Source organism: Streptomyces sp. SID5469 (genome assembly GCF_009862865.1).
Classification (GTDB): Bacteria; Actinomycetota; Actinomycetes; order Streptomycetales; family Streptomycetaceae; genus Streptomyces; species Streptomyces avermitilis.
In genome coordinates this window covers 441,473-462,698 of the sequence record NZ_WWIN01000001.1, presented here as the reverse complement: position 1 = coordinate 462,698, position 21,226 = coordinate 441,473, and the positions used below count along the sequence as shown (strand labels likewise).

Here is a 21,226-nt window from a genome sequence, read left to right as displayed (position 1 = left end):
TGGTCTCCTCGCGCGGTGTCCTCGGTCGTCCGGCTCACAGCGGCCCGAAGGCGTTGCGGGTCAGGGTGAACTGCTGGGTGTAGGCGCCGCGTTTGATGGAGTGCGTGACGCTTCTGACGTAGTACGTCCCGTCGTACGCCGCGCCCGCGCCGTGTACCGGTACCGGACGCCGGGCGCGCAACGGCTGCCCGTAGCGCAGCACGTCGAGGCTGCCCTGCCCGGAGATGACCTCGAAGCTGTCCGCGGCCCGGGCGAGGGCCACTCCCGCGGCCTGCGGCGGGGTCAGTTTGGCAAGGCCGTGGATCGGTTGCACCTTCAGCGGCAGCGGACGGCGACGGCCCATGGGCGGGGAGAGCGGACTGACGTCGGGGACGGGCACCGGGACGGGGAACTTGGTCTCCGGGTTCTGGATCAGCACGACGTACTGGGTGGCGGAGAAGCCGTCGAAGGAGAACGAGAGGCTCTCGACGTTGCTCGCCGCGTCGCAGTTCACCAGCAGCGGCTCCTGCGGCAGGCCCAGCTTGTTGGGCGGTTCCCAGTGGGCGATGTTCACGCCCGGCAGGGGCCCGGGCGCCACGAAGAACTGGTAACCGGCCTGCGCGGCCAGCTGTCTGACGTAGGCGAGGTCGGTGCCCTGGTGACTGGGCACCGCCTGGAGCGGATTGGGCGCCACCATGAACACACTCGGCACGATCGCCGGGACCAGCCCGTACGCCGTGTACTTGGCGACGATCACCGCGACCCGTTCCTCCGGGGGCAGGCCGGGGTACTTGACGCCGCTGAAGTCGACCACGTCCATCATCCGGGAGACGTCCTCGCCGGTGAGGGTCAGCTTCGCCTGGCCCGGTTCGGCGGACGGGGCGACCTCGTGGCGGGTGACGACACCGTCCATCAGCACGGTCGACCTCCCGAGCACGGTCAGGACGATCTGCGCCCGCGCGGGCGGGTCCAGGGCGCCCTGCGGCAGCAACTCGGCGAACAGCAGGGACCGTTTGGCGGTCGCGAACTCCAGCTGGAAGCCGCCGGAGCGGCCGACTCCCTCGGTGACCTGGACCGACAGCAGGGCGTCGGCGACCTCGCGCGGCACGGGCTCGGCGAGCACCGGGCCGAGCCGCAGGGCCAGCAGCATCTCAGAAGCCATGGGTGCTCCCGGCGGCCGCGGCGGACAGGGCGATCAGGAGCCGGCGGCCGGGGCGGTCGGTCAACTCGGGCGGATCCAGTACGGGGTTGGCGTCCGCGATCCGCCAGAACAGCTCCGGGTCCCCGAACGCGGCCGCGGCGATCCGGTCCAGCCGGTCGCCCTCGGACACGGTGTGGAACCCGGCCGGTGTGAGGCCGGCGGGGTCGGGCAGCAGCCTGCGGCGGACGTACGGAATCGGGTCGCCGCCGTCCGGCGGCTCGTACCGGGCGACCTCGACGCCGTGGTAGCGGCTCGCGGGGGTGAACATCAGCCGCCTCCCGGTGGCGTGCCGAGGACCGCCGTGGCCGGGCGGGCCGAGCGGTGCAGGGCCGCGAGCTGCTCGCGGCGCCGCTGATGGGCGAGGAACAGGGCGCCGCCGCGGTGGCCGAAGCCCAGGTCGTCGACGGTGAGGATGCGCAGGCCGAGGGAGACCTTCGCCCGGATCGGGTGCAGCTGGGAGTCGAACGCCTCCTCCGTGACCGTGAACTCCGTGATCCGCACCGGCACCACCCGGTCCCGGCTCCACACGAAGACCGTCAGCGGCGCCTCCACGGGCGCGATCTCGAACGCCCCCGAGCGGGCCGCGGCGTCCTGGTCCAGCAGCGCCCGCGCCGTCGGATTGACCAGCAGGTCCAGCGCGGCCAGCACCGGCAGCAGACCGTGCCGCGCCACGGAGTCCGCGTCCGCACCGGAGGGGTCCTCCAGTTGGTCGGTGGCGTTCAGCTCGACATCCACCTTCACCGTCTCGAGCGCGGGCCCCTTGAGCCGCAGGGCTTCACTGCGCTCCCCGGCCTCCGCGCCGACGCCCTGCGGCTGCAGGGTGCGGGTGAGCGTGTCGGGGTTGTACTGCAGGGCGATCACCCGCAGGACGGCTCCGGTGGCGGGGTCCAGCAGCACGATCGCGCCACGGGGGACGACCGGGGTGCCGGGGAGGAAGGACGAGGTCATCGCGGGTCACCGCCCCGCGCGGTGCCGTGGGCGGAAGCGCCTGTAACCGCGGGCCAGGAGCCCGCCGCGTCCGCCACCGCTCGCCCGACCGCCTCCGACGCCGCCCGGGCGACGGCATCGAGCCCGCCGTGCTCGGTCGTCACCCGCAGTCGTTCGAGGGAGGTGCGGGCGCTGTTGGGTGCCACGCCACCCTGCCGTACCACGAGCCCCTGCCGCAGCGCCGCGCCCAGCACCTCGGCGATCTCGGCCGCCGAACGGCCCTCGGCCACGCCCGCGTCGAGTACCACCCGGTCGATGCGCACCGCGATCCGCCGTACCGTCATGGCGCCTCCCCGGCGAGCACCGGCAGGGGCAGGTCCAGTTTCCGGAACTCCGCGTGAGCCGCCGTCAGGAGCATCGCGGTGTCGACGGGCCGTCCGCAGGCCGCGGCGAGGAAGGCGGCGCCGAGCGCGATCGCCTGGATGGCCGCGCCGGTCGTCGGCAGGTCGGCCAGCCGGCCGAGGTCGAGGTCGTCGGCGAGCGGCACCGAGTCCGGGAAGGCCGCCGCCCACAGCAGCCGCCGTTCCTCCGCGCCGGGCACCGGGAACTCCACGACGAACCGCAGCCTTCGCAGGAACGCGGGATCCAACGCCGCCCGCAGATTGGTGGCCAGCACGGCGACTCCGCGGTAGGCCTCCATGCGCTGCAGGAGATAGCTGACCTCGATGTTCGCGTACCGGTCGTGACTGTCCTGCACATCACTGCGCCGCCCGAACAGTGCGTCGGCCTCGTCGAACAGCAGCAGCGAGCCGCCGGACTCGGCCGCGTCGAACACCTGGCGCAGATTCTTCTCGGTCTCCCCGACGTACTTGTTCACCACGGCGGACAGGTCGACGCGGTAGAGATCCAGCCCGAGTTCATGGGCGAGCACCTCGGAGGCGAACGTCTTGCCGGTGCCGCTCGGACCGGAGAACAGCGCGGTCACGCCCTGTCCCCGGTTCGTCCGCTCACCGAAGCCCCAGTCCCCAAACACGGTGGCGCCGTGCCGCACATGACCGGCCATCCGCCGCAGCACCTCCGTCTGCTGCTCCGGCAGCACCAGGTCCGCCCAGTGAGCGCGGGGCACGATGCGCTGCGCCAGCGACTCCAGGCGAGGCCGGGCGGCGTCCCGGCAGGCCGCCCCACAACCGGTCCCCGCCGTCTTCGGCGGAGAGGCCCTCGGGCCGGTGGGCGGTGGCCACCCGGTGCAGTGCGGGCAGGCCCAGGCGGAACTGCCCCGCCAGCTCGGCCGGCGCCCCGGCGGGCTCCAGGCCGGTGGCGGCCGCCCACAGCGCGCGCTGCTCGTCGGGCGGCGGCACATCGACGTCGACGACCGCCGTGGACCGCCCGTCCACTGGCGACACCTGACGCGCGGCCAGCACGACGGGCCCGCCGCTGCGGGACAGCAGGCGCCGTACGGCCGCGACCAGGGCCGGGTCGTCCGGGTCGGCGTCGGTGCCGTCCAGGAGCAGCGCGACCGGCATCAGCAGACTCTCCCGGTGCCACAGCAGGGCCACCGTGTCAGGGTCTTGTTGGCCTTGCCCGCCCCGCACCAGCAGCCCCGTCCGCAGCCGGTACAGCTCGCGTTCGAGCCGTGCGAACGCCCGTACCGCCACGAGTACGGCACTGTCGGCGTCGGAGCCGACGAGGTGGACGACGGGGAACCGGCCGTCGGGCGTGTCGGCGAGCACGGCCGCCACCACCGCGTCCTCGGCGCGTCGGACCGAGGCGGGCGAGGCGACGCCGGCGGCCGGGTCGGCGACCGGTTCGAGTACCGAGGTGAGCCGTTCGTCGAGGTGGTTGAGGCCGCGCACCAGGTTGGCGATCCGGTCGTCAGGGCGCAGCGGCGCCGTGAGCAGCGGTCCCGCGGGTGCGGGCACGACCTCGGCGAGCCGCCAGCGGCGCAGCGGCCGTAGCGGCGACAGCACGTCCCAGCGGGCGTCGTCGAAGAGCCGTAGGGCCAGTGCGAACGTCGGAGCGGTGGCCTGCGGGTCGCCGTGTGCGGCGGCGATCGCGGCGCCGACACCGGGGTCGACCGCGGGCGCCACGACCAGCAGGAGCACGTCGCGCTCGAAGTCGGTCAGCCCGAACCGCTCCGCGAGCCGCACCAGCGCGGGCGGCGCGAGGTCCGAGGGGGCGGCGGCGTCCTGCCGTGTGGTGGCGAGTGCGTCGAGGTCGCCCGCGTCGGGTACGGCGGTCAGCGGCTCCGGGGCTCGTCCTCGCCGTGACCCGCCTGGGCCGCCGTCCGGTAGGTCCACGGCCGCGGGTGGTAGTTCGGGCGTTCGCCCCCGCCGCCTCCGGCGCGCGCTGCCGGTCTGGGGAGGGGCGTCCTTCGTGTCCGGGGCGTCGGAGGCCCGGTCGCTGTGGGCCACCGCCTCCAGCCGAGCCCGCAGCCAGGTCAACGAGGCCTTCAGATAACGGTTGTTGGCCTCCTCCCAGCGGAGGTCGGCCGGGACGCCGAGGCTCACGGGATCGTCACCTCCACTGTCGGCCCGGTCCGGAACGTGCCGTGTGCCCGGTCGACGATCTCGCTGTCGACGCCGTCCACCCGCAGCCGCACCCGGGTCTTTCCGGACGGCAGGACGGCGGTGACCGAGACCGGTTTGGCGGCCGCGGTGAGCAGTCCCACGGCCAGTTGCCGGGCGCCGACCAGGACCGCGGCCTGCTGCCCGGGGAGCACCGGCTGCGCGGCCGTCACGGTCACCTTCGTCCGCACCGGTGTACCGCCCGCCGCCGCGGCCGCGAGCGCGGTGACCGCCGGTGTGACGCCCAGAGCGAGTTCGTTGGTCCGCACGGAACCGCCCGCCGCGGGTCCGAGGTCCACCGCCCAGAGCCCGGCGGGGAGCCCCGTGGCGGGCAGCGTGAGCGCCACCTCGGAGGCCCCGGTGGCGGGGGTCGCCAGGGGCACGTTCACGCTCTGTGTCACGCGCAGATGCCGCAGCCGCGCGGTCAGGGCGACGGCCGGCAGGTTCTCCACCAGTAGCGCGACCTGCTCGCCCGGCAGGGCGCCGACCTGCCCGGCGGCGGCGTACCGGATCCCCAGCAGCGCGGGCGAGCCGGTACCGGGCCGGGCGAGCGGTCCGCGGCCGTCGGCCCCTCGGCGCAGCACGGGCATCGGCGCGGCACCGGGCAATGCGCTGTCGATGAGGACGGCGGTCACCTGGTACGCGGACGACATCCGGAACGGTGTCCCGAACGCCGTCCACATCTTGGCGATGTCGTCCTGGCTCAGCGTCTCCTGAGTGATCTTCACGCGCTCGGGCTGTAGATGCAGATCGCTGCCGGGCAGGGCCGTCGCCGTCGCCGCCCGGATCTCGTCCCCCGACAGGACCGGGGCGTCGTGCAGCGCCAGCATCGCGGCGCCAAGCAGTTCGTGCGCTTTGCCCTCGTCGTTGCTGTATGCGGCGAGCAGATAGTGCAGCACCAGCGGCAGCACGGGTTTCGGTGACTCGCCGGGCTGCCAGCCGGGCGGATCGGCGTTGCGGAAGGCCGGGTTGAGATCGGCCCGGTACAGGAAGAGGTTCACATGGTCGCCGCTCGCCGCGTCGGGCGCCTTGTTGGGCGGGGCGACGGTGACCTGGGGGCCGCCGAGCCGGGAGAAGAGCCGAGCGCGCAGGGTGGCGGTCACGGCCGCGAGGGCAAGGGAGTTGCTCATCCCAGTTCCCCCTCGGCGCGGCGGCGCAGATAGTTCTCCAGCGCCCTGGCGTGGTCGGCCCGCAGCGCCGCGGGCGGCCGGGCCGGCGTCTGAGGGGGCGCGGGGGAGGGGGGCGTACGTACGTCCAACCGCCCGATGGACACCTCGACCACGACCGCCGGTTCCGCCTCCGGGGCGGTGGACGGCGGAGCGTCGGTCGCGAGAGCGGGCGGCCGGGCGTGCGGGTACAGGAGCGGGCGCTCCAGGACGACGGGCGTGTTCCGGACGTTGTCGCGAGGGGGTGGTGGGACGGGTGGCGGTCCCTCGTCCGCAGGGTTCCGCACGAGGTTTGTCCGCGGATCCGCAGCAGGACGGCCCAGCTCGGGTGTGGTCCGCAAGGAGTCCGCGGGAGGCACGGGGGCCTCGACGCGGACCGGGAGGAGCAGGGGCAGGGGCTGCGGTGTCCCGTCCCCGCGCGCGGGTGCGTCCTCTCGTACGACGGGCAGGGCCGGTACGGCGGACAGGGCGCGGGTGGTCAGGTCGGGGCCCAGGAGGTCGGCATCGGTCGAGGAGGGCTTGGTCGCGACGGTCTCGGTGACGGAGAGCCCGGTGACGGAGGGTCCGTGGTCGGCGGGCTCGATGACGCGGGTGGCGGGCACCGCGGGGTCGTGCCGGTGTGCCGCGGACTCGGTGGGGCCCGGTACCCGTACCGCGGAGGCGTCCCGGTGCGCGGCGGGTTCCGCGGCCGTGGGCGGTCCGGTGACCGGACGGGGCCCCACGTCCTCGAGGCCACCTTCGAGGACCGGTGGGCCGGCCGCCGGGGAGCGCTGCTCGTAGCGGGAGGCGGGGCGCGGACGCAGACCGGCCACGGGGGAGCGGCTGCGGTCGACGAGGCGTGCCAGCGGGCCGGTCATGTGCCCACCAGCCCCAGATAGCACTGGCGGCGCCACGGGCTCAACGCCAGGGTCTGCGCCTGCGTCCACCCGTACGCACGCGCCAGCTCGTGCACCTCCAGCAGGGTCCGCCGGCCCCAGGCGTCCAGCTCCGCCCACAGGTATCCGACGATGTCGAAGGGCTCCTCCCAGGCCAGGCCGCAGCCAGGGCAGCCGACCCCGAGCCGCACGTCGACCAGCGGGTCGGCCGCCACCCAGGCCTCGGCGACCACGTCGGCGGCCGGAGCCGGTTCCCCGACGGGAGCGCAGCGGCGTACGAGCGCCTCCTCGGGAGCCGGGTCGCCGGTGTCGAGGACGGCGGCCAGATCCGTGCTCGTGGGCATACGCACCCGGATCTCACGGTCGCCCTCCCGCACGGTCACCGCGTCGCAGGCCTCCGGGTCCGCCTGCCCCAGCCGGCCCAGCAACTCTTCCTGGTCGAAGGCGACTTCGACCTCCGTCTCGCATTCGGGACAGCGGGACACCGCGTCCACCGCGGTGCCGAACAGCGCCGCGCGCAAGGCGAACAGGCCCCGGTCCCGCCGGCCCACGGGCACGTCCGCGGCGGCGGCCGGTGTGGTGCCCCGGGCGACACCGAGCAGAGCCAGGCCGCGCCGCAGCGGATCGCGGCCCCAGCCCGCCTCCCAGGCGTCCAGCAACTCGGCGGCGCTCACCGTGCTCATCCCCGGCACCCGACCCTCCCCGTAAAGTCTTTGACGAACCGTCAGAAGCTGGGCTCACCGGGCTCGGTGACGCTCGCTTCGCGCAGCCAGCCCTCGTTCTCCAGCTTCAGCTGCTGGATGGCGACCGCGTTGGCGTTGGCGTCGAGGTCTGGCAGCGCCTGGTACTCCGACACCCAGCAACGGAACACCTGGTAGGCCAGCACCTTCTGGCCCGCCTCGTTGTAGACCTCGATCACCAGGTCCTTGCGGAACCCGGCCAGGGAGACCTCGCGGTCCCGCTGGTCCGGCGCCGCCTGGGCGTTGGCGTAGTTCCACACCTTGTTCGCCCACGCCTCGAACTCCGGGTCGTGGGTGACCCCGCGCTCCAGGGTGATCGGCTCGTACTTGGTCCGGCCCGGTGACTTGCGGGCACTGGAGTGGTCGCCGCCGTCGCGGTGCTCGACCACCTCGGTGGTGCGCTTGAGCGCGCTGACCTTGCTGATCCCGGCGACATAGCGGTTGTCCCACTTCACCCGGAACTTGAAGTTCTTGTACGGGTCCAGGCGGGCGGCATTGACCGTGAACTGGGCCATCTCAGCTCCCCTGGGCCGTCGCGTCGTCGCGCTTCTGCTGGATACGGATGTGGACGAACTCGGCGGGCGATAGCGGCTGGAAGCCCACGTCGATGGTGACGATGCCGTCGTTGATGTCGTCCTGCGGGTTGTTGGAGGCGTCGCAGCGCACGAAGTACGCGCCCTTCGCGGTCGGCCCCTGGAAGGCGCCCTGCCGGAAGAGCCGGTTCATGAACGCGCCGATGTTGAGCCGGATCGAGGACCACAGGGGTTCGTCGTTGGGCTCGAACACCACCCACTTGGTGCCGATGAACAGCGACTCCTCGATGTGCAGGGCGACCCGCCTGACCGGGATGTACTTCCAGGGGTCGCTCACGGCGTCGCCGCCGCGGCAGGTGCGCGAGCCCCACAGCACGTTCCCGTAGACCGGGACGGTGCGCAGGCAGTTCACGCCCAGCTTGTTGAGGGTGCCGTTCTGCTGGTCGGACAGCCGGAAGGCCAGCGAGCGCACACCCAGCAGGCCGCCGTCGTCGGTCCCGGCCGGTGCCTTCCACACTCCGCGCCGGGTGTCGGTGCGGGCGATCACCCCGGCGACCGTGCCGGCCGGGCCGACCTCGAGGTTTCCACCGCTGAGCGGGTCCGAGATCACTACTTTCGGGAAGAACACGGCCGCGTTGCGCCCGGCGAGCCCGCCGACCGGCATCCCGGCCCGGGCTCCGGTCACCGCGGTTTCCGGTGAGTCCCAGCCGAACGGTGGATCCAGCAGCAGCATCGCCCGCTGCTCCTCGCACAGCCGAACGGCGGCGTCGACGACGGGCGCCCACTTGGTGTCGCGGTCGTCCGTGCCTGACGGTTTGGCCAACTGGGCCGGGATCACCAGGAGGTTGAAGATCTCGACGTCGGCCAGTGCCGCGAGGCCGGTGTGCGGCAGCTTGGTGGCGTCACCCAGCACATGTGCGGGCGTGAAGGTGGCGTCCTTGCCGCCGGTGAACGACTCGTCCGTGACGGCGTCGGGCCGCTTGTCGAAGGTCTCGGTGTCGCGTTCCACGAGCTGCGAGGTGGCGAGCTGCCGGTCCAGCCAGCGGTTGCGCAGGGCCGGGTCGATCGTCACGTCGTACGACTCCGAGGTGGTCCCGTCGGAGATGAGGAGCGTGTAGCGCTTGTTGTCGTTGGCGTCGAGCGTCACGGTCGCCTTGAGCTTCTTGCCTGCGGCGCCCGGCGCCTTCGCCTTGAGCTTGACACCGTTCTTGAGGTCGACCCCCGCGTATTCGACCCCCTCGCCGACGCGGACCACGATCGCCTTGCTGCCGCCGTTGAGGAAGAACTGGTAGACCGCGTAGCTCAGTTCGCTGCCCTGCCACAGCCCCCCGAACTCCTTCTCGAAGTCGGCCCAGCTCTCCACGGTCGTCGGCGACGTGGGCCCGAACAACGCTGGGCCCACGAACGCCGTCACTGAGGTCTCCGCACCGGCGATGGGCCGCACCGGGCTCTCGATCTCCTCGATGTACACACCGGGATAGGAGAATTGCGTCGTCATGGCGCCCTCGGCCTCCTCAACCCGACGGCATGGGACCGCCGTGCGGTGGCTCGCATCGTGGTGGGCGCCAGTCACTGGCCCGTCACCGCGGTGTCAACGCCGAACTGCCGCACCGCGCCGGGTGCGGCCTTGTCGGTGCTGGGTGCGTCGGCGTAGATGCGGAACCGGTGAAGAGGCCGTCGGCGCGCACAGGTCAGCCAGAGCCGTGGGGGTGCATACGAGAGCGTTTCAAGTCGCGGTCCCAGCCCGGGCGTTGACGCCCGGGTGACGGCCGTATGACACGAAGCCCCGATGCTGAGCCCGGCGGAACCACTTCGCCGACCAGCGCAGGACGGGCTGTGGGGAGGGCGGGTGGGCGCACAGACGTTCTCGGCGGCGGGCCACCGGGCATTGACCGAACCTGTTGCTCAACGGGCCCTGTCGGGCCGCGGCCAGGAGGTTCCAACTGCCGCGCGTACGTTGATCGAACGCGCCACCGATCTGTCCCTGGGCCACGTCCGGCTGCACACCGGCCCGGCGGTGCGTACGGCCGCACGTGCCGCAGGTGTGGCCGGGTTCACCCTCGGCCCTGACATCGCGGTGGCCACCGGCCCGGGAGAGGGCGCCCCCGACCGGCTTCTGCGGCACGAGCTCATGCACGCGGCCCAGCAGACCATGACAAGGCGTGGCGGGGCTGCCGGAACGGCCCCGACAGAGCTGCGAGCCGCCGCGGAGGAGCAGGCCGCGCGCGCCGCGGAGCGCCCCGAGCGGGCCGAGCCGCCGGTGGCGGTCGGCCCGCATGTGGCGGCGGCTGCCGAGGGCTGGCTCAACTCCACTGCGGACGTGCGCAATTACGGCATGACCCAGCTCCTGGACGAGCTGAACGCGGTGAACGAGTGGCTCGACCGGCAGACCACCAGTACCCCGGAAGACGACACCATGCTCGCGGCGAAGGCTGCGATCGAGGCCGAACTCGCCCGCAAGAACCGCGCGATGGCAGCTCCCGACCGCACGCGCCGCGGCCGGCGCCCACGGGGAGCCGCCCCCGCGGCGGAGGAGCTCCCGCAACAGGTCCCCATGCCCCGCGTCCTCGCCGAACGCACCAGCACAGTGCCGGCCGACGCCGTGGAGGCCCGTACCGAGGTCGACCGCATCACCGCCTGGCTGCAGCGCCCCGACCTCTCCCGGCAGGACCGGGCCCTGCTGCGGCAGGAACTCAAGGAACTCGCGCCGCACCTCGCCGCCGACCTGGCCAGGGCGAGCGGCGAGCGCCGCCAGGCCCGCCTGACGGAGGCCTTCACACCGGTGGCCGAGCAGAGCTCGGGTCTCGTCGACAACCTCAGGACCATCGAGGGTATCCGTCCCTCCGTCGAGCAGCCCGGCATGGCGTACGTCATCCACCGTGACGAAATGCTCCTGTTCCCGCAGGAGTTGGCCGACCAGGTGCGCGAGCAGACGGTAGCCGCGCTCGCCGACGCCGCCCGGGGGATCCGCACCATGAACGCGGCCACCGACGAGCGCATGCGGCACCACCTGCACCTGAACTACGAGGAGCAGCCGTACGTCGGCTTCGCCGGCAGCGTGGTAGGCGGCGAGGAGCCCTACGAGGTCCAGGACCGGGTGCGGGACCCGTGGCTGGAGGCCGTGGCGGCCCTGCGCGACTTCGACAAGGCCCGTCGGCAGGGAGCCCTGGTGGCGATGGGCGAGGCAGTGCTCGCCGCGACGGCGCAGGCGGAACAGGCGCGAGCCGTTGTCAACGCCGGTGTGGGCAAGGCCGAGGCGGCGGCCGGTGACATCGCCGACGCGCTGACGACCGTACGCAATCTTTCCTACACCGTCGCCCTGGCGGCCGGAGCGATCATCGCGGCACCCCTCGCCGCCTCGGCGGTGGCGGGCATGGGCGCGACCGGCCTGACGGCGACCGCGCTCACCACGGCGGGCACGGCGGGCATGGTCGGCGCGGGCGGCGCCGGACTCGGCTTTGTGGGCGGTGCGGGCGGGGAAGCGGTCTCCGGCGGATCGGCACGACAGGTGCTGCGGGCCGGACTTGAAGAAGGCCAACGGGTCGGGATCGAGGGCCTCCAGACCGGCGCCGGTGCCGGCGCGGCCACGGGCTTCGCTCGCAACCTCGGGCTTCACGCGGTGCGGATGTCGCGGGCACAGACGATGGTGCGCAGCGCCGTGGCGCAGGGCGGCGGCAACGTCGTCGGCGGCCTGACCGGGGCCGCACTCAATGCGCCGCCCGAGGGGATGACCCGTGCGGAGGCCGCCTTGCGCGGCGTACTGCCGAACCTGGGACTGGGAGCGCTGGGCGGTTTCGCCGGGGGGTACAGCCAAGGGCTGAGTTCCCCCGCGATGCGGCGCCTGGTGGGCGTGGGTCTGCCCGCGGCCGCGGAGGGCGGCGTCGAATACCTGCGCACCGGCGACGCGGAGCACGCCTTCACCACGGCGGCGAGATCCGCGGCGATCGGTTCCCTCTTGCACGAACGCGCCGGCCTCGGAGCCGGCGCGGAGCGGCGTGCCTTCGAGTTCGGTCACGGAGTGCGGACGAGGGCGGGCAACATCGGCCGCGGTATAGCGGCGCGTGTGCGGCCTCTCGCGCTGGGCTTGTCCCTGGGACTGTCGCAGGTACGGGCGCTGAGGATGGCGGGGACGGGAGGCACTGCCCCGGTTGTCGAACTGGGCGTGCCGGGCGCACGGTCGAGCTTGCAGGATGTGCCGACCACCCAGGGGGCCGACGTCGTGCTGGCCGGGGACTTCGCGGGGCCGTCGGCCGAACAGAAGGCACAGCCCGGCGCCCCCTCAGCGACGGTGGCCGAACCCACAGCACAACCCGGCGCACCCTCATCGGCGGCGGCCGAACAACCCTCGGCCCCAGGACAGACGGCGAGCACACTGGGCCTCGACGCGGCACGGTTCGCCGCGCCGGAGATGGCCAAGGACCTCGCGACCCTGAAGAACTCCTATCTGCGCGCCATCGCCGACCTGGACGCCGTCCGGGCGCAGGCCCGGACGCTGGGGCTCAGCGAGCGGGAGACCAACGCGTTCCTGCGGATGTGGGGCGAGTGCCCGACGCCGATGACCGCCGAAGAGGTGGGCCAGGAGATGGGCGCCTGGAGCACCCTGCGAAAGCAGAGCCTGCCGTCCGCAGTGTCCTCCGCAGAGGAAACCCTTCCGGTGACGCTGAAGGCCAGCGTGCTGCCGCACTACTCCTCGAAGTCGGCGTTCATGGAGGCCATGCGCAGACGACTGCTGGCCCAACGGGCCTCGGGAAAGGAGTCACTGCTCGACTTCCTCCTCGACGCGGACGGGCAGTGGCAGAAGGGCTCCTTCATCGCCCGCTCGGGCCGGCCGATGCGTGGCCGCTACGCGCTCTCCGATCCCGACCGGCAGATCGTCCAGGCCGGGCACATGCTGTCGGACTGGTATGTCAAGGCCATGTCGAGGCGGGACCACCTGATGCTCGAGGACGCGGACCTGAACTGGATGAGCGGCTTCACCGAGGCATCCGGGTCGGTGACCAGCAAGTCGGCGGTGCTCATCGAGGGCTATCCGGTGGACATCCCGACGGCCCGGCTGTGGGAGGCCCACGGCAAACTACCGGCGGGCACGGTGTCGGCCGCCCCTGTCGTCGAGCCTCCTGCCTTCTGAAGCGGCCTGGGCTGCAGCTGGGCGGGCTTGGCCGAGTGGGCCCTGCGGTATGAGGGCATCACGCTCGGACTGCTGCAGCAGCTCGTGATCTGCGGTTGCATCGAACTGCCCCTCCTCGAAGGACTCCTGCTCGCCTGCGACTCACCCCTACCGCGCGGCACTGGGCTGTTGGTCAGCGATTGACATGATGGGGGCGGCAAGATCACAGGTGTCTCCATGGAGCGACTATGACGTTCAAGGCCGAAGCCGATTCCGGAGTCGCCGACAGGGTTGAGTGGTCCTACGCACCCAAGGTGGGCGTCGGACCGCTCCGGTTCGGCATGACTGTCGATGAAGTGGTCGAGGCGGCTCAGGTTCTCGGCCGGACAAGGGTGGGCGATTGCCCACGGGACCACGCGATCTTCTCGCCGACGTGGAAGATCGAGGTCCATCGTGGGGCGGCCCCTGTTCCACCCGCCGTTACGGCATACGTGAGCCAGGCTGCGGGATTGTTCTGCATCGCTGCCGACGCCGTCCACGGTCCCCAGGTCGAGCACGACGGAATCTCGCTGGTCGGAAGGGAGCTACGGGAACTGGAAAGCGAGGAAATCGCCCATGCCGAGGCGGTGGACGGACACTTTCGCTACACGCCAGAGGGATACGCAGGACCGGACGATCCCGGGGTCGTCATGCGCGGGCAACGCGTCGGGCAGGTCCTGCGGTCTCGTCCGTTGTTCATGGTGCCGCGCGACGGCGCCCATACCGAATGGGACTCGATGCCGTCAGAGGAACACTGTCACGGTCAGTCAACGACCTGAGGTGGTGTGACTCGTGGCGAGGAGTGAAGGAGATCGCCGCCCCATCATCATCGGCGGGAGCGATGCGAGACGGGAAGCCGGGGCCGCTTCAAGCTCTTGGGTGTCAGAAGCCGTATCTCAACCGATCTAGGAACGTGTGGGTCGAACGGAGTTCCTGGTCGGGTGATCTTCTGGCGGTACGCGCATGAAGGCAGGGCTCCCTGGTAGCTCGGGGGCGCGATCCCATTCCGAGCGGTTCCCGGAGGCCCTGTTGTCGTTGTTGTACGCGCCCGAGCCCGTTGACTTCAACTCGCCCGCTGTGTCGTGCGATTGTCTCGCGCACGTGTACGGCAACGCGGCCGATCATCCCGATCGGGTGCGCCGGTATCCGTCGGACATGTCGGACGCGGAGTGGGCAGCCATCCGGCCGTTGCTGCCGGTGCCGGCCTGACTGCGGGGCCGGGGCGGCCGGCCCGAGGGCTACTGTCACCGGCAGCTGTTGGACGCGATCCGCTATCTGGTCGCGGGCGGGATCTCGTGGCGGGCGATGCCCGCGGACTTCCCCGACTGCGGCCGGGTTTACGCCTTTTTCCGCCGCTGGCGCGAGCACGGGCTGATCGCAGAGTTCCACGACCGGCTGCGCGGGAAGGTCCGTGAGCGTGAGGGCCGCGAGTCCGAACCCACGGCATGAATGGCGTCCCGCCGAGTGGTGCAGCCGGTCGAGGGTCGTGAGCGCGCGGGTGTCTGCCCGGGGCGTGCACCCGCTGTCGCTGTCTGCTCCCTGAACAAGGGCCGGCCATCGCGCAAGTCTCCGTGGTGAACGGGAAGTTCGACCGGAGGAGCACGCAATGGCCTTGTCCCAGTCTGACCTGATGCGGCTGCTGCAGTCACTACGCACCGGTGGAGTTGAGACGATCAGGCTGCTGTGCGAGCGCATCCTGCAGGAGCTCATCGAGGCCGAGGCGACCGAGGTCATCGGAGCCGTCCCGGGCGAGCACTCCGGGAAACGCACGACGTGGCGCAACGGCCACCGAGACCGCTCTGACCGAGTCGGCGGTACGAGCGATCGGATGACGCGGCAGAGAGGCCGGTTCCTCTGGGAAGAGACCGGTTCTCCCTCACACCAGAGGCGGCAGGCCCACCAGCGCCGCTCCGCTCGCGGCCAGCGTCGCCATGACGGCGGCGGGCCCGTCGTCGAGCCAGGGCGAGCACGGCCTGCTTGTGCTGTTTCTTCTCGGCCCGCTTGCGTTCGGAGAAGTGCCGGACACGGGTCAGGGGAGGGCGTTGGTACCGGAACAGGCGTAACCGATCTGCCCTGCCTAGTGCCGCCGTCGGCCGGGGCGCCCTCGAGAACCCGGGAACGCGTCGGCGTTGCTACTCGTCACCCGGCTGACTCAACCACATTGACCTCACCCCGTCGGCGCGCTGATCTCCCTTTTGAGAATCTTGCCACTGGGGCCGGTCGGCAGCGTGTCCACGAGCCACACCTCGCGCGGGTATTTGTACGCCGCCACCCGCTCCTTGACGAACTGCCGGAGCTCGTCGGGCGTGGCCTGCGCCTTCGGGCGCAGCACCACCGCGGCCGCTATCTCCTCGCCAAGATGCGCGTCGGCCAGGCCCACCACCGCGGCCAGCGCGACGGCCGGGTGTTCGTGGAGCACTTCCTCGATCTCGCGCGGGTAGACGTTGTAGCCGCCGCGGATGATCATGTCCTTCTTGCGGTCGACGATGTACAGGTAGCCGTCCTCGTCCCGGTGTGCGAGGTCGCCGCTGCGCAGCCAGCCGTCCGGGATGGTGGCTGCCGTCTCCTCCGGGCGGTTCCAGTACCCCTTCATCACGTTCGGCCCGCGGACGGCCAGTTCGCCGATCTCGCCGGGAGTCACGTCCTGGCCCTTTTCGTCGAGGAGCCGTACCTGTACGTCCTTGATCGGGGTGCCGATGGACCCGGCCTTGCGCGGCCGGTCGGGGTGGTTGAAGGTGACCACCGGACTGGTCTCGGACATGCCGAAGCCCTCCAGCACCACGCAGCCGAAGCGACGCTCGAAGCCGTGCAGGATCTCCACCGGCAGCGAGGCTCCGCCGGAGATACACATCCGCAGCGTGGACACGTCGGCCTCCGACGGGTGCTGGAGCAGCGCCGCGTACATGGTCGGTACGCCCTCGAAGATCGTCGCCCGGTCGCGGGCGATGGCGTCCAGCACGGTCTGCGGGTCGAACCGGGGGATCAGGGTGAGCGAGGCACCGGCGCGGACGGTCACGCTCATCGCGCAGATCTGGCCGAAGATGTGGAACAGCGGCAGACAGCCCACGACCACGTCCTCCGCCGTCATCCGCTGCACATCGACCGCGTTGACCTCGGTGTTGTGTCGCAGCCCGGTGTGGGTGAGCATGGCGCCCTTGGGACGGCCGGTGGTGCCGGAGGTGTACAGCAGCACGGCCACGTCCTCGCTGTCCGGCTCGCTCACCTCCGGCAGCGGCGCGTGGCCGGCCAGCAGGCCCGCGAAGGCGGCAGGCTCGACGGCCATGTGCCGCACTCCGGCGGCGGCTGCGCCCTGCGCGCCCTCGCCCGGCGCCTGGTGCCACTCGAAGAGCATCTGCGCGCCCGAGTCGCGCAGGTGGTATTCGGTCTCCCGGGTCTTCAGCAGCGGATTCATCGGCACGACGACCGCTCCGGCACGCAGCACGCCGTAGTACAGGACGACGAACTCGGGAACGTTGGGCAGCATCAGAGCGACCCGGTCTCCCGGTCGTACGCCCTCGGCCCGCAGCAGCGCGGCGGCGCGGGCGCTGCGTTGGTCGAGCTCCGCGTAGCTGGTGACCTGGCCCCCCAGTCGCAGCGCGGGGCGTTCCGGCTGCCGCCGTGCCGTCTCCACCAGGAACTCCGCCAGATTGGCCATGACCGCCTCCACGAACGTCGCCGTCGAAATCCGCTGTTCACGTTGACGACATCGTGCAGATGTCCGTGGCGAGGGCCTATGGGGTGCATGACAGCGTCTGCCCTCCCTGATTGTTCCCCAGGACAAAACAGGGGCGTTACGCTGCGGGAATGGACCTCTCAGGTGTGGTCTCGGCACTTCAGGCGAGGCTGCCGGAACTGGGCGAGCGGATGGCGCAGCGCATCCGCTCGGACGTCGATGCCTACAAGGACGCGTCGCTGATCCCCTTCGACTCGCTGCGCCGCTCGTGCACCGCCAACGCGGACCTGCTCCTGTACCAGCTCGGCCGCGCGGGCGCGCAGGACCCGAGCCCGGCCCGGGAGACCGGTCGCCTCCGCGCCGAGCAGGGCGTGCCGCTGGCGGACACGCTGCACGCGTACCGGATCGGCTTCGAGTTCCTGTGGACGGACATCCTCGCCGAGGCACGCAACCGCCCCGAGGTCACCGACGCCCAACTGGTGTCCCAGTCCGCGGAGATCTGGGCCCTGTTCGGCCGCTACGCGGAGGCGGTGGCGGCGGCTTACCGGGAGACGACCGCCGAGCTGACCTCGCGACGTCAGGCGCGCCGCTCGGCGCTGGTGGAGGCACTGTTCACCGGAGTCATCGCCGACCGCACGCTGTGGGAGGCCGCCCGCGAGCTGGGTCTGCCCGACCGCGGACCGTACGTGGTCGCCGCTGCGGCGGCCGACGCTCCCGGCGAGGAGCCGTTGGCGGGGACGGAAGCGGCGCTGCGTCAGGCCCAGATCCCCTTCGCCTGGCGGCTGCTGCCCGACCAACAGATCGGTCTGGCCGCCCTGCCCACGGCGACGGCGGAGAGCACGTGTCTGAGCATTCTGCGCCGCGCGGGCGCCCGCGTCGGTGTCAGCCCGTGCTTTCACTCGCTGGGGGACACCCCCCAGGCTCTGCGCTTCGCCCGTCTGGCTCTGGCCGGCCTCCAGGGCACCGGCCCCGGCGTCGCGCGGTTCGACGACAACCCGCTGGCCATGGTCGTCGCCGCCGCCCCGGCCGAGGCGGCGCACCTCGTGGAGGTGGTCCTCCAGCCCCTGCTCGATCTCCCGGCAGCGGAGCGTGCCCGTCTCCTGGAGACCCTGGAGCACTGGTACGCCGCCGCCGGCTCCGCCACGGACGCGGCGCGGAGCCTCTTCGTCCACCCCAACACCGTCCGCTACCGGCTGCGCCGCGTCGAGGAGCTGGCGGGCCGCTCCCTGTCCGATCCCCGAGCGGCGGCGGACATCGGCGCGGCGCTCCTGGCGGTCCGCCGCGCGGGCGCGTCACCCAGTGACGTCATTCAGCATGATCTAGCGCGGAACCCCGAGCGTTCACGCCCGGGAGGAAGCGCTTTTTGACGCTGCTCTGACCCGCGCGGGTCCACGGGTCTGCGCTGTTGACCTAAGCTGGGACGTTTCTGGTTGTTGATGTACTCCTTGATGAGGGAGAGCGGGGCGCCCCCGCACGAGGCGGCGAAATAGGACGGTGACCAGAAGTGCTCACCCCACGGGTACTTGCGGATGTGGTTGGGGAACTCCTGCCGCAGGCGGCGGGCGGAGACACCCTTGAGGGAGCCTACGAGTCGGGAGATGGCGACCTTGGGCGGGTAGTGCACGAGCAGGTGGACGTGATCGCGTTCGCCGTTGAACTCCCGCAGGGACAAGCGAAACCGTGTCGACCAGGGGCTTTTCATCTGCCGAGGGTGCGGGGTCGTTGCCCACACTGACCGGGATGCTTCCCACAACATCGCCACCCGTGGCGAGAGCGTGTGGGACTGCGGGGCGTGAGTCACGCGTCTCTGCCACCCCATAGGGGTGTCTGGACGGAGGAGTCCACCCCAGCAGTTAGCCGGGCACTACCGGTCGACCAAGACAAGCCGTTCACACAACCGGAGGCTCCGCTGTCGTGCCAGTGTGTCATCACGCGTGAAATCACGGTAGCCAGCGGCCTGTTCGCGCCTGGGCATCTGGGTGAGCTCACCCGCATCGTTCCCTTTGAGATGGTCGATGCCGTCCTGGCCGAAAGCGGCGCGACCCAGCGCCGGTTGCGGAAACTCCCGCTCGCGTCGTGGTCTACCTGTTACTGGCGGCCGTCTTGTTCGAGGAGTGCGGCTATCTCGCCGTCTGGCGCAAGCTCACCGCCGCGCTGGACTCGATACTGGTTGTGACGATCAGCGGAACCGCGTTGTGGGACGCACGGACCCGGCTCGGGGTGCGCCCGGTGCGCGCTCTGTTCGATCTTCTGCGCGGCCCTGCCTCGGCGGTCCGCACGGCCGGGGCCCGCTGGGCCGGAATGCTCGTCGTCGCGATCGACGGCACCCACTTCGGTCGCGCGGGCCCAGTCGTGTGCGCAGACAGCGCAGTCGGTGTCTTCCGGGAGCGGGGCCACTCGATGCCGCCGCTCGGCACCGATCTCGTCTCGGCACTGAACCCTGTGTCGGCACGGCGCTGACGTACAGGCCGCATGCAAACGGAGACTCCTCGGATCCGGTCCGAGAAGCGCCCGGAGCAACAGGCAACGGCCCTCGTCTCACGGCAGTTTCGGGCGAACCTGGGCGGTCAGGAAGCGACCGTGGCGTTGAGCCCGTAGTCCAGCTCTGCACCATCGACCAGCACCGCCTCGACCGTGCGTGTGCGGGGGTCGATGTCGGCCACGATCCCGTCCCCCGCGTAGCGGGGGTAACCCGTCGCACCCGTCTCGCCGGTCGCTTCGACGACTGCCGATCGCACCGCCGAGTCTTCCGTGGAGACGCCGTCTCCGTCCTCGACGTGTTCGGGAACCAGCAAGATCGTGAAGCGCTGCGGCTCTGTAGTCATACTCTGGAATCTAAGTGCCTCTCCCACCGACTGTGGGGAAGGCACACGGTAGGTCTCTGGTGCGCACGAACGGGTGGCCACCTCCCGCGTGCAGGCCTTTGGCCGTCGCGCGTCGGCCACGCCCTGAGGTGGTGTATGCAGCGGCGCTTGACCAGGACCAGGGCCAGCTGCTCGCCCAGATCTCCGAGGGTCACGCCGACACCCCCCACAGATCCGCGATCGTGGGCCGCAGGCGTCGGTCTGGCCGCCCCCCACGGCCAGCACCCGCAGGGACAAGGCGCTGCTGACGGTCAAGCAGATCGCCGCCGCGTTCGGCGACGTGCTGAGCGACCACTCCGACGCTGGGGCGTGCGTACCTCTCCAGGGAGCGGACGGAGGCGTGGCGGGAGCGGGCCAGCAGCATTGGGGTGGAGGCAGCCAGGAGACCCCCAAGACGTTCGGGTCCTGGATTCTTGGCAAGCTCGGGCTTCGCGACCGCGTTCAGGTTGGTCGTGTCCCCCCGCCGGGGCGGGTGATCTGATGCGGGTCCGCACGGCGGCCGGCCGTGCGGCATCAAGGTGGTCGCGTGGCGTATGGGTGAAGGGGCCGGACGGCGCCGACTACGACGCTCCGCCCATGGCCAGCGCGGTTCGCGCCAGCCCGCGCAGCCAGGTGTGGGCGTGGTCGGTGTCGTAGCGCTGATGCCACGACAGGTATATCGGCGCCGACGGCAGTTCGAGGGGGAGGGGGAGCACGACCAGGCCGAGGTCGGCGACCGCTGACCGCGTGGTGGCTTCGGGGACGCTGATCAGGAGATCGGAGCCGCGCGCGAACTCCAGCGCGGCCGCTTCCGTGGGCGCGGTCGCCACCACGCGGCGAGTGAGGCCGAGCCGCGCGAGGGAGTCGTCGAGGGCATTGCTGAGGTTTCCACGTCGCGAGACGGTGACGTGGTCGGCGGCGGCGTACCGCTGTGCGGTGACGGTTTTGACGCGGGTGAGGGGGTGCCCCTGCCTCACGATGATGACGAGGCGGGTCTCGCCCACGTTCTCGGCACGGATGTCCGGTGCGCTCGGGCGGTTGGCGTTCGCCTCGAGGTCGACCTCGCCGCGCCGCAACTCGGGGGTGTCGATGCTCGATTCCGCGACGAAGCGCAATCGCACGCCCGGCGCCTGTCCGCGCACGGCCGCGAGCAGTGCGGGGCCGCTCAAGGCGACCAGGGAATCGTGCCAGCGGAGTGTGAAAGTGCGCTCCAACGTTGCCAGATCGAGTTCACGGCTTGGTGCCAGCACCCCCTGGACCTGGTGCAGCAGCTCGTGCACCTGTTCCCGGACGGCGATCGCATACGGCGTCGGGGTCATCGTGCGGCCGGTGCGCACCAGGATCTGATCCCCGGTCGTGCGCCGGATGCGGCCCAGACTCCGGCTCATCGCGGGGGCGGTGACGTGCAGGCGCGCCGCCGCCCCGGCCACACTGCCCTCCTCCAGCAGCGCGTCGAGCGCGGCGAGCAAATTCAAATCCAATTGCATGCGGGTAATCCTAGCCGTGCTTGACATGCATTTGATGTTAATGGCGGGGCTGCATACCGTTGAGACGAAAGCGCAGGACGGACCGCACAGTC

At 71.5% G+C, this 21,226-nt stretch carries 19 protein-coding genes and 2 pseudogenes; 6 read left to right on the top strand and 15 right to left on the bottom strand.

The features are described 5' to 3' along the window. Window positions 1–34: 34 nt before the first annotated feature. From GTY58_RS02135 to GTY58_RS02090, 11 genes are read right to left on the bottom strand one after another with little or no spacing between them, the layout of a single operon-like run. A complete protein-coding gene (locus GTY58_RS02135) occupies window positions 35–1,141 on the bottom strand; it encodes a hypothetical protein (RefSeq protein ID WP_010981826.1) in 1,107 nt (368 codons plus the stop codon). Beyond that, on the bottom strand, window positions 1,131–1,448 hold the full coding sequence (locus GTY58_RS02130) for a hypothetical protein (RefSeq protein ID WP_010981825.1): 318 nt from the start codon (window positions 1,446–1,448) through the stop codon (window positions 1,131–1,133). The genes GTY58_RS02135 and GTY58_RS02130 overlap by 11 nt, the downstream gene beginning before the upstream one ends. Beyond that, window positions 1,448–2,128, bottom strand: a complete 681-nt coding sequence (locus GTY58_RS02125; RefSeq protein WP_010981824.1) for a hypothetical protein — start codon at window positions 2,126–2,128, stop codon at window positions 1,448–1,450. Before GTY58_RS02125 ends, GTY58_RS02130 begins: the two co-directional genes overlap by 1 nt. Continuing rightward, window positions 2,125–2,451, bottom strand: a complete 327-nt coding sequence (locus GTY58_RS02120) for a hypothetical protein (protein WP_037651895.1) — start codon at window positions 2,449–2,451, stop codon at window positions 2,125–2,127. Before GTY58_RS02120 ends, GTY58_RS02125 begins: the two co-directional genes overlap by 4 nt. Continuing rightward, window positions 2,448–3,170 carry an ATP-binding protein gene (locus GTY58_RS02115; RefSeq protein WP_237528699.1) on the bottom strand — a complete coding sequence of 241 codons (723 nt, stop codon included), beginning with the start codon at window positions 3,168–3,170 and terminating at the stop codon, window positions 2,448–2,450. The genes GTY58_RS02120 and GTY58_RS02115 overlap by 4 nt, the downstream gene beginning before the upstream one ends. Then, complete coding sequence (locus tag GTY58_RS40160; protein WP_010981822.1) at window positions 3,115–4,614, bottom strand: hypothetical protein; 1,500 nt, start codon at window positions 4,612–4,614, stop codon at window positions 3,115–3,117. Before GTY58_RS40160 ends, GTY58_RS02115 begins: the two co-directional genes overlap by 56 nt. Continuing rightward, window positions 4,611–5,801, bottom strand: coding sequence for a DUF4255 domain-containing protein (locus tag GTY58_RS02110; RefSeq protein ID WP_010981821.1), 1,191 nt, complete (start codon window positions 5,799–5,801; stop codon window positions 4,611–4,613). The genes GTY58_RS40160 and GTY58_RS02110 overlap by 4 nt, the downstream gene beginning before the upstream one ends. Continuing rightward, window positions 5,798–6,694: a hypothetical protein gene (locus GTY58_RS02105; protein WP_010981820.1), complete on the bottom strand. Its 897-nt coding sequence runs from the start codon at window positions 6,692–6,694 to the stop codon at window positions 5,798–5,800. Before GTY58_RS02105 ends, GTY58_RS02110 begins: the two co-directional genes overlap by 4 nt. Then, entirely contained in the window at window positions 6,691–7,395 is a 705-nt protein-coding gene (locus tag GTY58_RS02100; RefSeq protein ID WP_037651899.1) for a hypothetical protein, read from the bottom strand. Before GTY58_RS02100 ends, GTY58_RS02105 begins: the two co-directional genes overlap by 4 nt. Window positions 7,396–7,436: 41 nt before the next feature. After that, on the bottom strand, window positions 7,437–7,967 hold the full coding sequence (locus GTY58_RS02095; RefSeq protein WP_010981818.1) for a phage tail protein: 531 nt from the start codon (window positions 7,965–7,967) through the stop codon (window positions 7,437–7,439). Window position 7,968: 1 nt separating this feature from the next. After that, complete coding sequence (locus GTY58_RS02090; RefSeq protein ID WP_010981817.1) at window positions 7,969–9,483, bottom strand: phage tail sheath C-terminal domain-containing protein; 1,515 nt, start codon at window positions 9,481–9,483, stop codon at window positions 7,969–7,971. A 351-nt stretch (window positions 9,484–9,834) separates the two neighbouring features. Here GTY58_RS02090 and GTY58_RS02085 point away from each other — a divergent pair, with 351 nt between their 5' ends. The 4 genes and pseudogenes from GTY58_RS02085 to GTY58_RS40150 all read left to right on the top strand — a co-directional run. Further along, on the top strand, window positions 9,835–13,113 hold the full coding sequence (locus GTY58_RS02085) for a polymorphic toxin type 5 domain-containing protein (protein WP_159029042.1): 3,279 nt from the start codon (window positions 9,835–9,837) through the stop codon (window positions 13,111–13,113). Between the two features lie 227 nt (window positions 13,114–13,340). Continuing rightward, on the top strand, window positions 13,341–13,910 hold the full coding sequence (locus GTY58_RS02080) for a hypothetical protein (protein ID WP_037651904.1): 570 nt from the start codon (window positions 13,341–13,343) through the stop codon (window positions 13,908–13,910). A 478-nt stretch (window positions 13,911–14,388) separates the two neighbouring features. Then, window positions 14,389–14,580, top strand: a complete 192-nt coding sequence (locus GTY58_RS40155; RefSeq protein WP_010981814.1) for a transposase — start codon at window positions 14,389–14,391, stop codon at window positions 14,578–14,580. 157 nt (window positions 14,581–14,737) lie between these two features. Continuing rightward, a pseudogene (locus GTY58_RS40150) lies at window positions 14,738–14,920 on the top strand (transposase); the annotation flags it as partial. Window positions 14,921–15,298: 378 nt separating this feature from the next. On the opposite strand, the gene GTY58_RS02065 reads toward GTY58_RS40150, so the two are convergent. Further along, entirely contained in the window at window positions 15,299–16,786 is a 1,488-nt protein-coding gene (locus tag GTY58_RS02065) for a long-chain fatty acid--CoA ligase (RefSeq protein ID WP_010981813.1), read from the bottom strand. A 149-nt stretch (window positions 16,787–16,935) separates the two neighbouring features. Here GTY58_RS02065 and GTY58_RS02060 point away from each other — a divergent pair, with 149 nt between their 5' ends. Next, complete coding sequence (locus GTY58_RS02060; protein WP_202497287.1) at window positions 16,936–18,171, top strand: helix-turn-helix domain-containing protein; 1,236 nt, start codon at window positions 16,936–16,938, stop codon at window positions 18,169–18,171. Between the two features lie 47 nt (window positions 18,172–18,218). On the opposite strand, the pseudogene tnpA reads toward GTY58_RS02060, so the two are convergent. Beyond that, window positions 18,219–18,470: pseudogene (tnpA, locus tag GTY58_RS02055) on the bottom strand (IS200/IS605 family transposase); the annotation flags it as partial. A 410-nt stretch (window positions 18,471–18,880) separates the two neighbouring features. Here tnpA and GTY58_RS02045 point away from each other — a divergent pair. Then, window positions 18,881–19,264, top strand: a complete 384-nt coding sequence (locus tag GTY58_RS02045; protein WP_037651909.1) for a transposase domain-containing protein — start codon at window positions 18,881–18,883, stop codon at window positions 19,262–19,264. Between the two features lie 107 nt (window positions 19,265–19,371). Here the strand turns inward: GTY58_RS02045 and GTY58_RS02040 are convergent, their stop codons facing one another. After that, on the bottom strand, window positions 19,372–19,629 hold the full coding sequence (locus tag GTY58_RS02040; RefSeq protein ID WP_037651911.1) for a hypothetical protein: 258 nt from the start codon (window positions 19,627–19,629) through the stop codon (window positions 19,372–19,374). 599 nt (window positions 19,630–20,228) lie between these two features. After that, window positions 20,229–21,134, bottom strand: coding sequence for a LysR family transcriptional regulator (locus GTY58_RS02035; protein WP_010981809.1), 906 nt, complete (start codon window positions 21,132–21,134; stop codon window positions 20,229–20,231). Between the last annotated feature and the right edge of the window lie 92 nt (window positions 21,135–21,226).

Excerpts from the sequence above, each read along its gene's own strand:
- GTY58_RS02135 (WP_010981826.1), bottom strand. The coding sequence starts at position 1,141 with ATGGCTTCTGAGATGCTGCTGGCCCTGCGGCTCGGCCCGGTGCTCGCC.
- GTY58_RS02110 (WP_010981821.1), bottom strand. The coding sequence starts at position 5,801 with ATGAGCAACTCCCTTGCCCTCGCGGCCGTGACCGCCACCCTGCGCGCT.
- GTY58_RS02035 (WP_010981809.1), bottom strand. The coding sequence starts at position 21,134 with ATGCAATTGGATTTGAATTTGCTCGCCGCGCTCGACGCGCTGCTGGAG.
- GTY58_RS02095 (WP_010981818.1), bottom strand. The coding sequence starts at position 7,967 with ATGGCCCAGTTCACGGTCAATGCCGCCCGCCTGGACCCGTACAAGAAC.
- GTY58_RS02090 (WP_010981817.1), bottom strand. The coding sequence starts at position 9,483 with ATGACGACGCAATTCTCCTATCCCGGTGTGTACATCGAGGAGATCGAG.
- GTY58_RS02130 (WP_010981825.1), bottom strand. The coding sequence starts at position 1,448 with ATGTTCACCCCCGCGAGCCGCTACCACGGCGTCGAGGTCGCCCGGTAC.
- GTY58_RS02125 (WP_010981824.1), bottom strand. The coding sequence starts at position 2,128 with ATGACCTCGTCCTTCCTCCCCGGCACCCCGGTCGTCCCCCGTGGCGCG.
- GTY58_RS02115 (WP_237528699.1), bottom strand. The coding sequence starts at position 3,170 with ATGGCCGGTCATGTGCGGCACGGCGCCACCGTGTTTGGGGACTGGGGC.
- GTY58_RS02040 (WP_037651911.1), bottom strand. The coding sequence starts at position 19,629 with ATGACTACAGAGCCGCAGCGCTTCACGATCTTGCTGGTTCCCGAACAC.
- GTY58_RS02080 (WP_037651904.1), top strand. The coding sequence starts at position 13,341 with ATGACGTTCAAGGCCGAAGCCGATTCCGGAGTCGCCGACAGGGTTGAG.
- GTY58_RS02065 (WP_010981813.1), bottom strand. The coding sequence starts at position 16,786 with ATGGCCAATCTGGCGGAGTTCCTGGTGGAGACGGCACGGCGGCAGCCG.
- GTY58_RS02100 (WP_037651899.1), bottom strand. The coding sequence starts at position 7,395 with ATGAGCACGGTGAGCGCCGCCGAGTTGCTGGACGCCTGGGAGGCGGGC.
- GTY58_RS02060 (WP_202497287.1), top strand. The coding sequence starts at position 16,936 with ATGGACCTCTCAGGTGTGGTCTCGGCACTTCAGGCGAGGCTGCCGGAA.
- GTY58_RS02120 (WP_037651895.1), bottom strand. The coding sequence starts at position 2,451 with ATGACGGTACGGCGGATCGCGGTGCGCATCGACCGGGTGGTACTCGAC.
- GTY58_RS02105 (WP_010981820.1), bottom strand. The coding sequence starts at position 6,694 with ATGACCGGCCCGCTGGCACGCCTCGTCGACCGCAGCCGCTCCCCCGTG.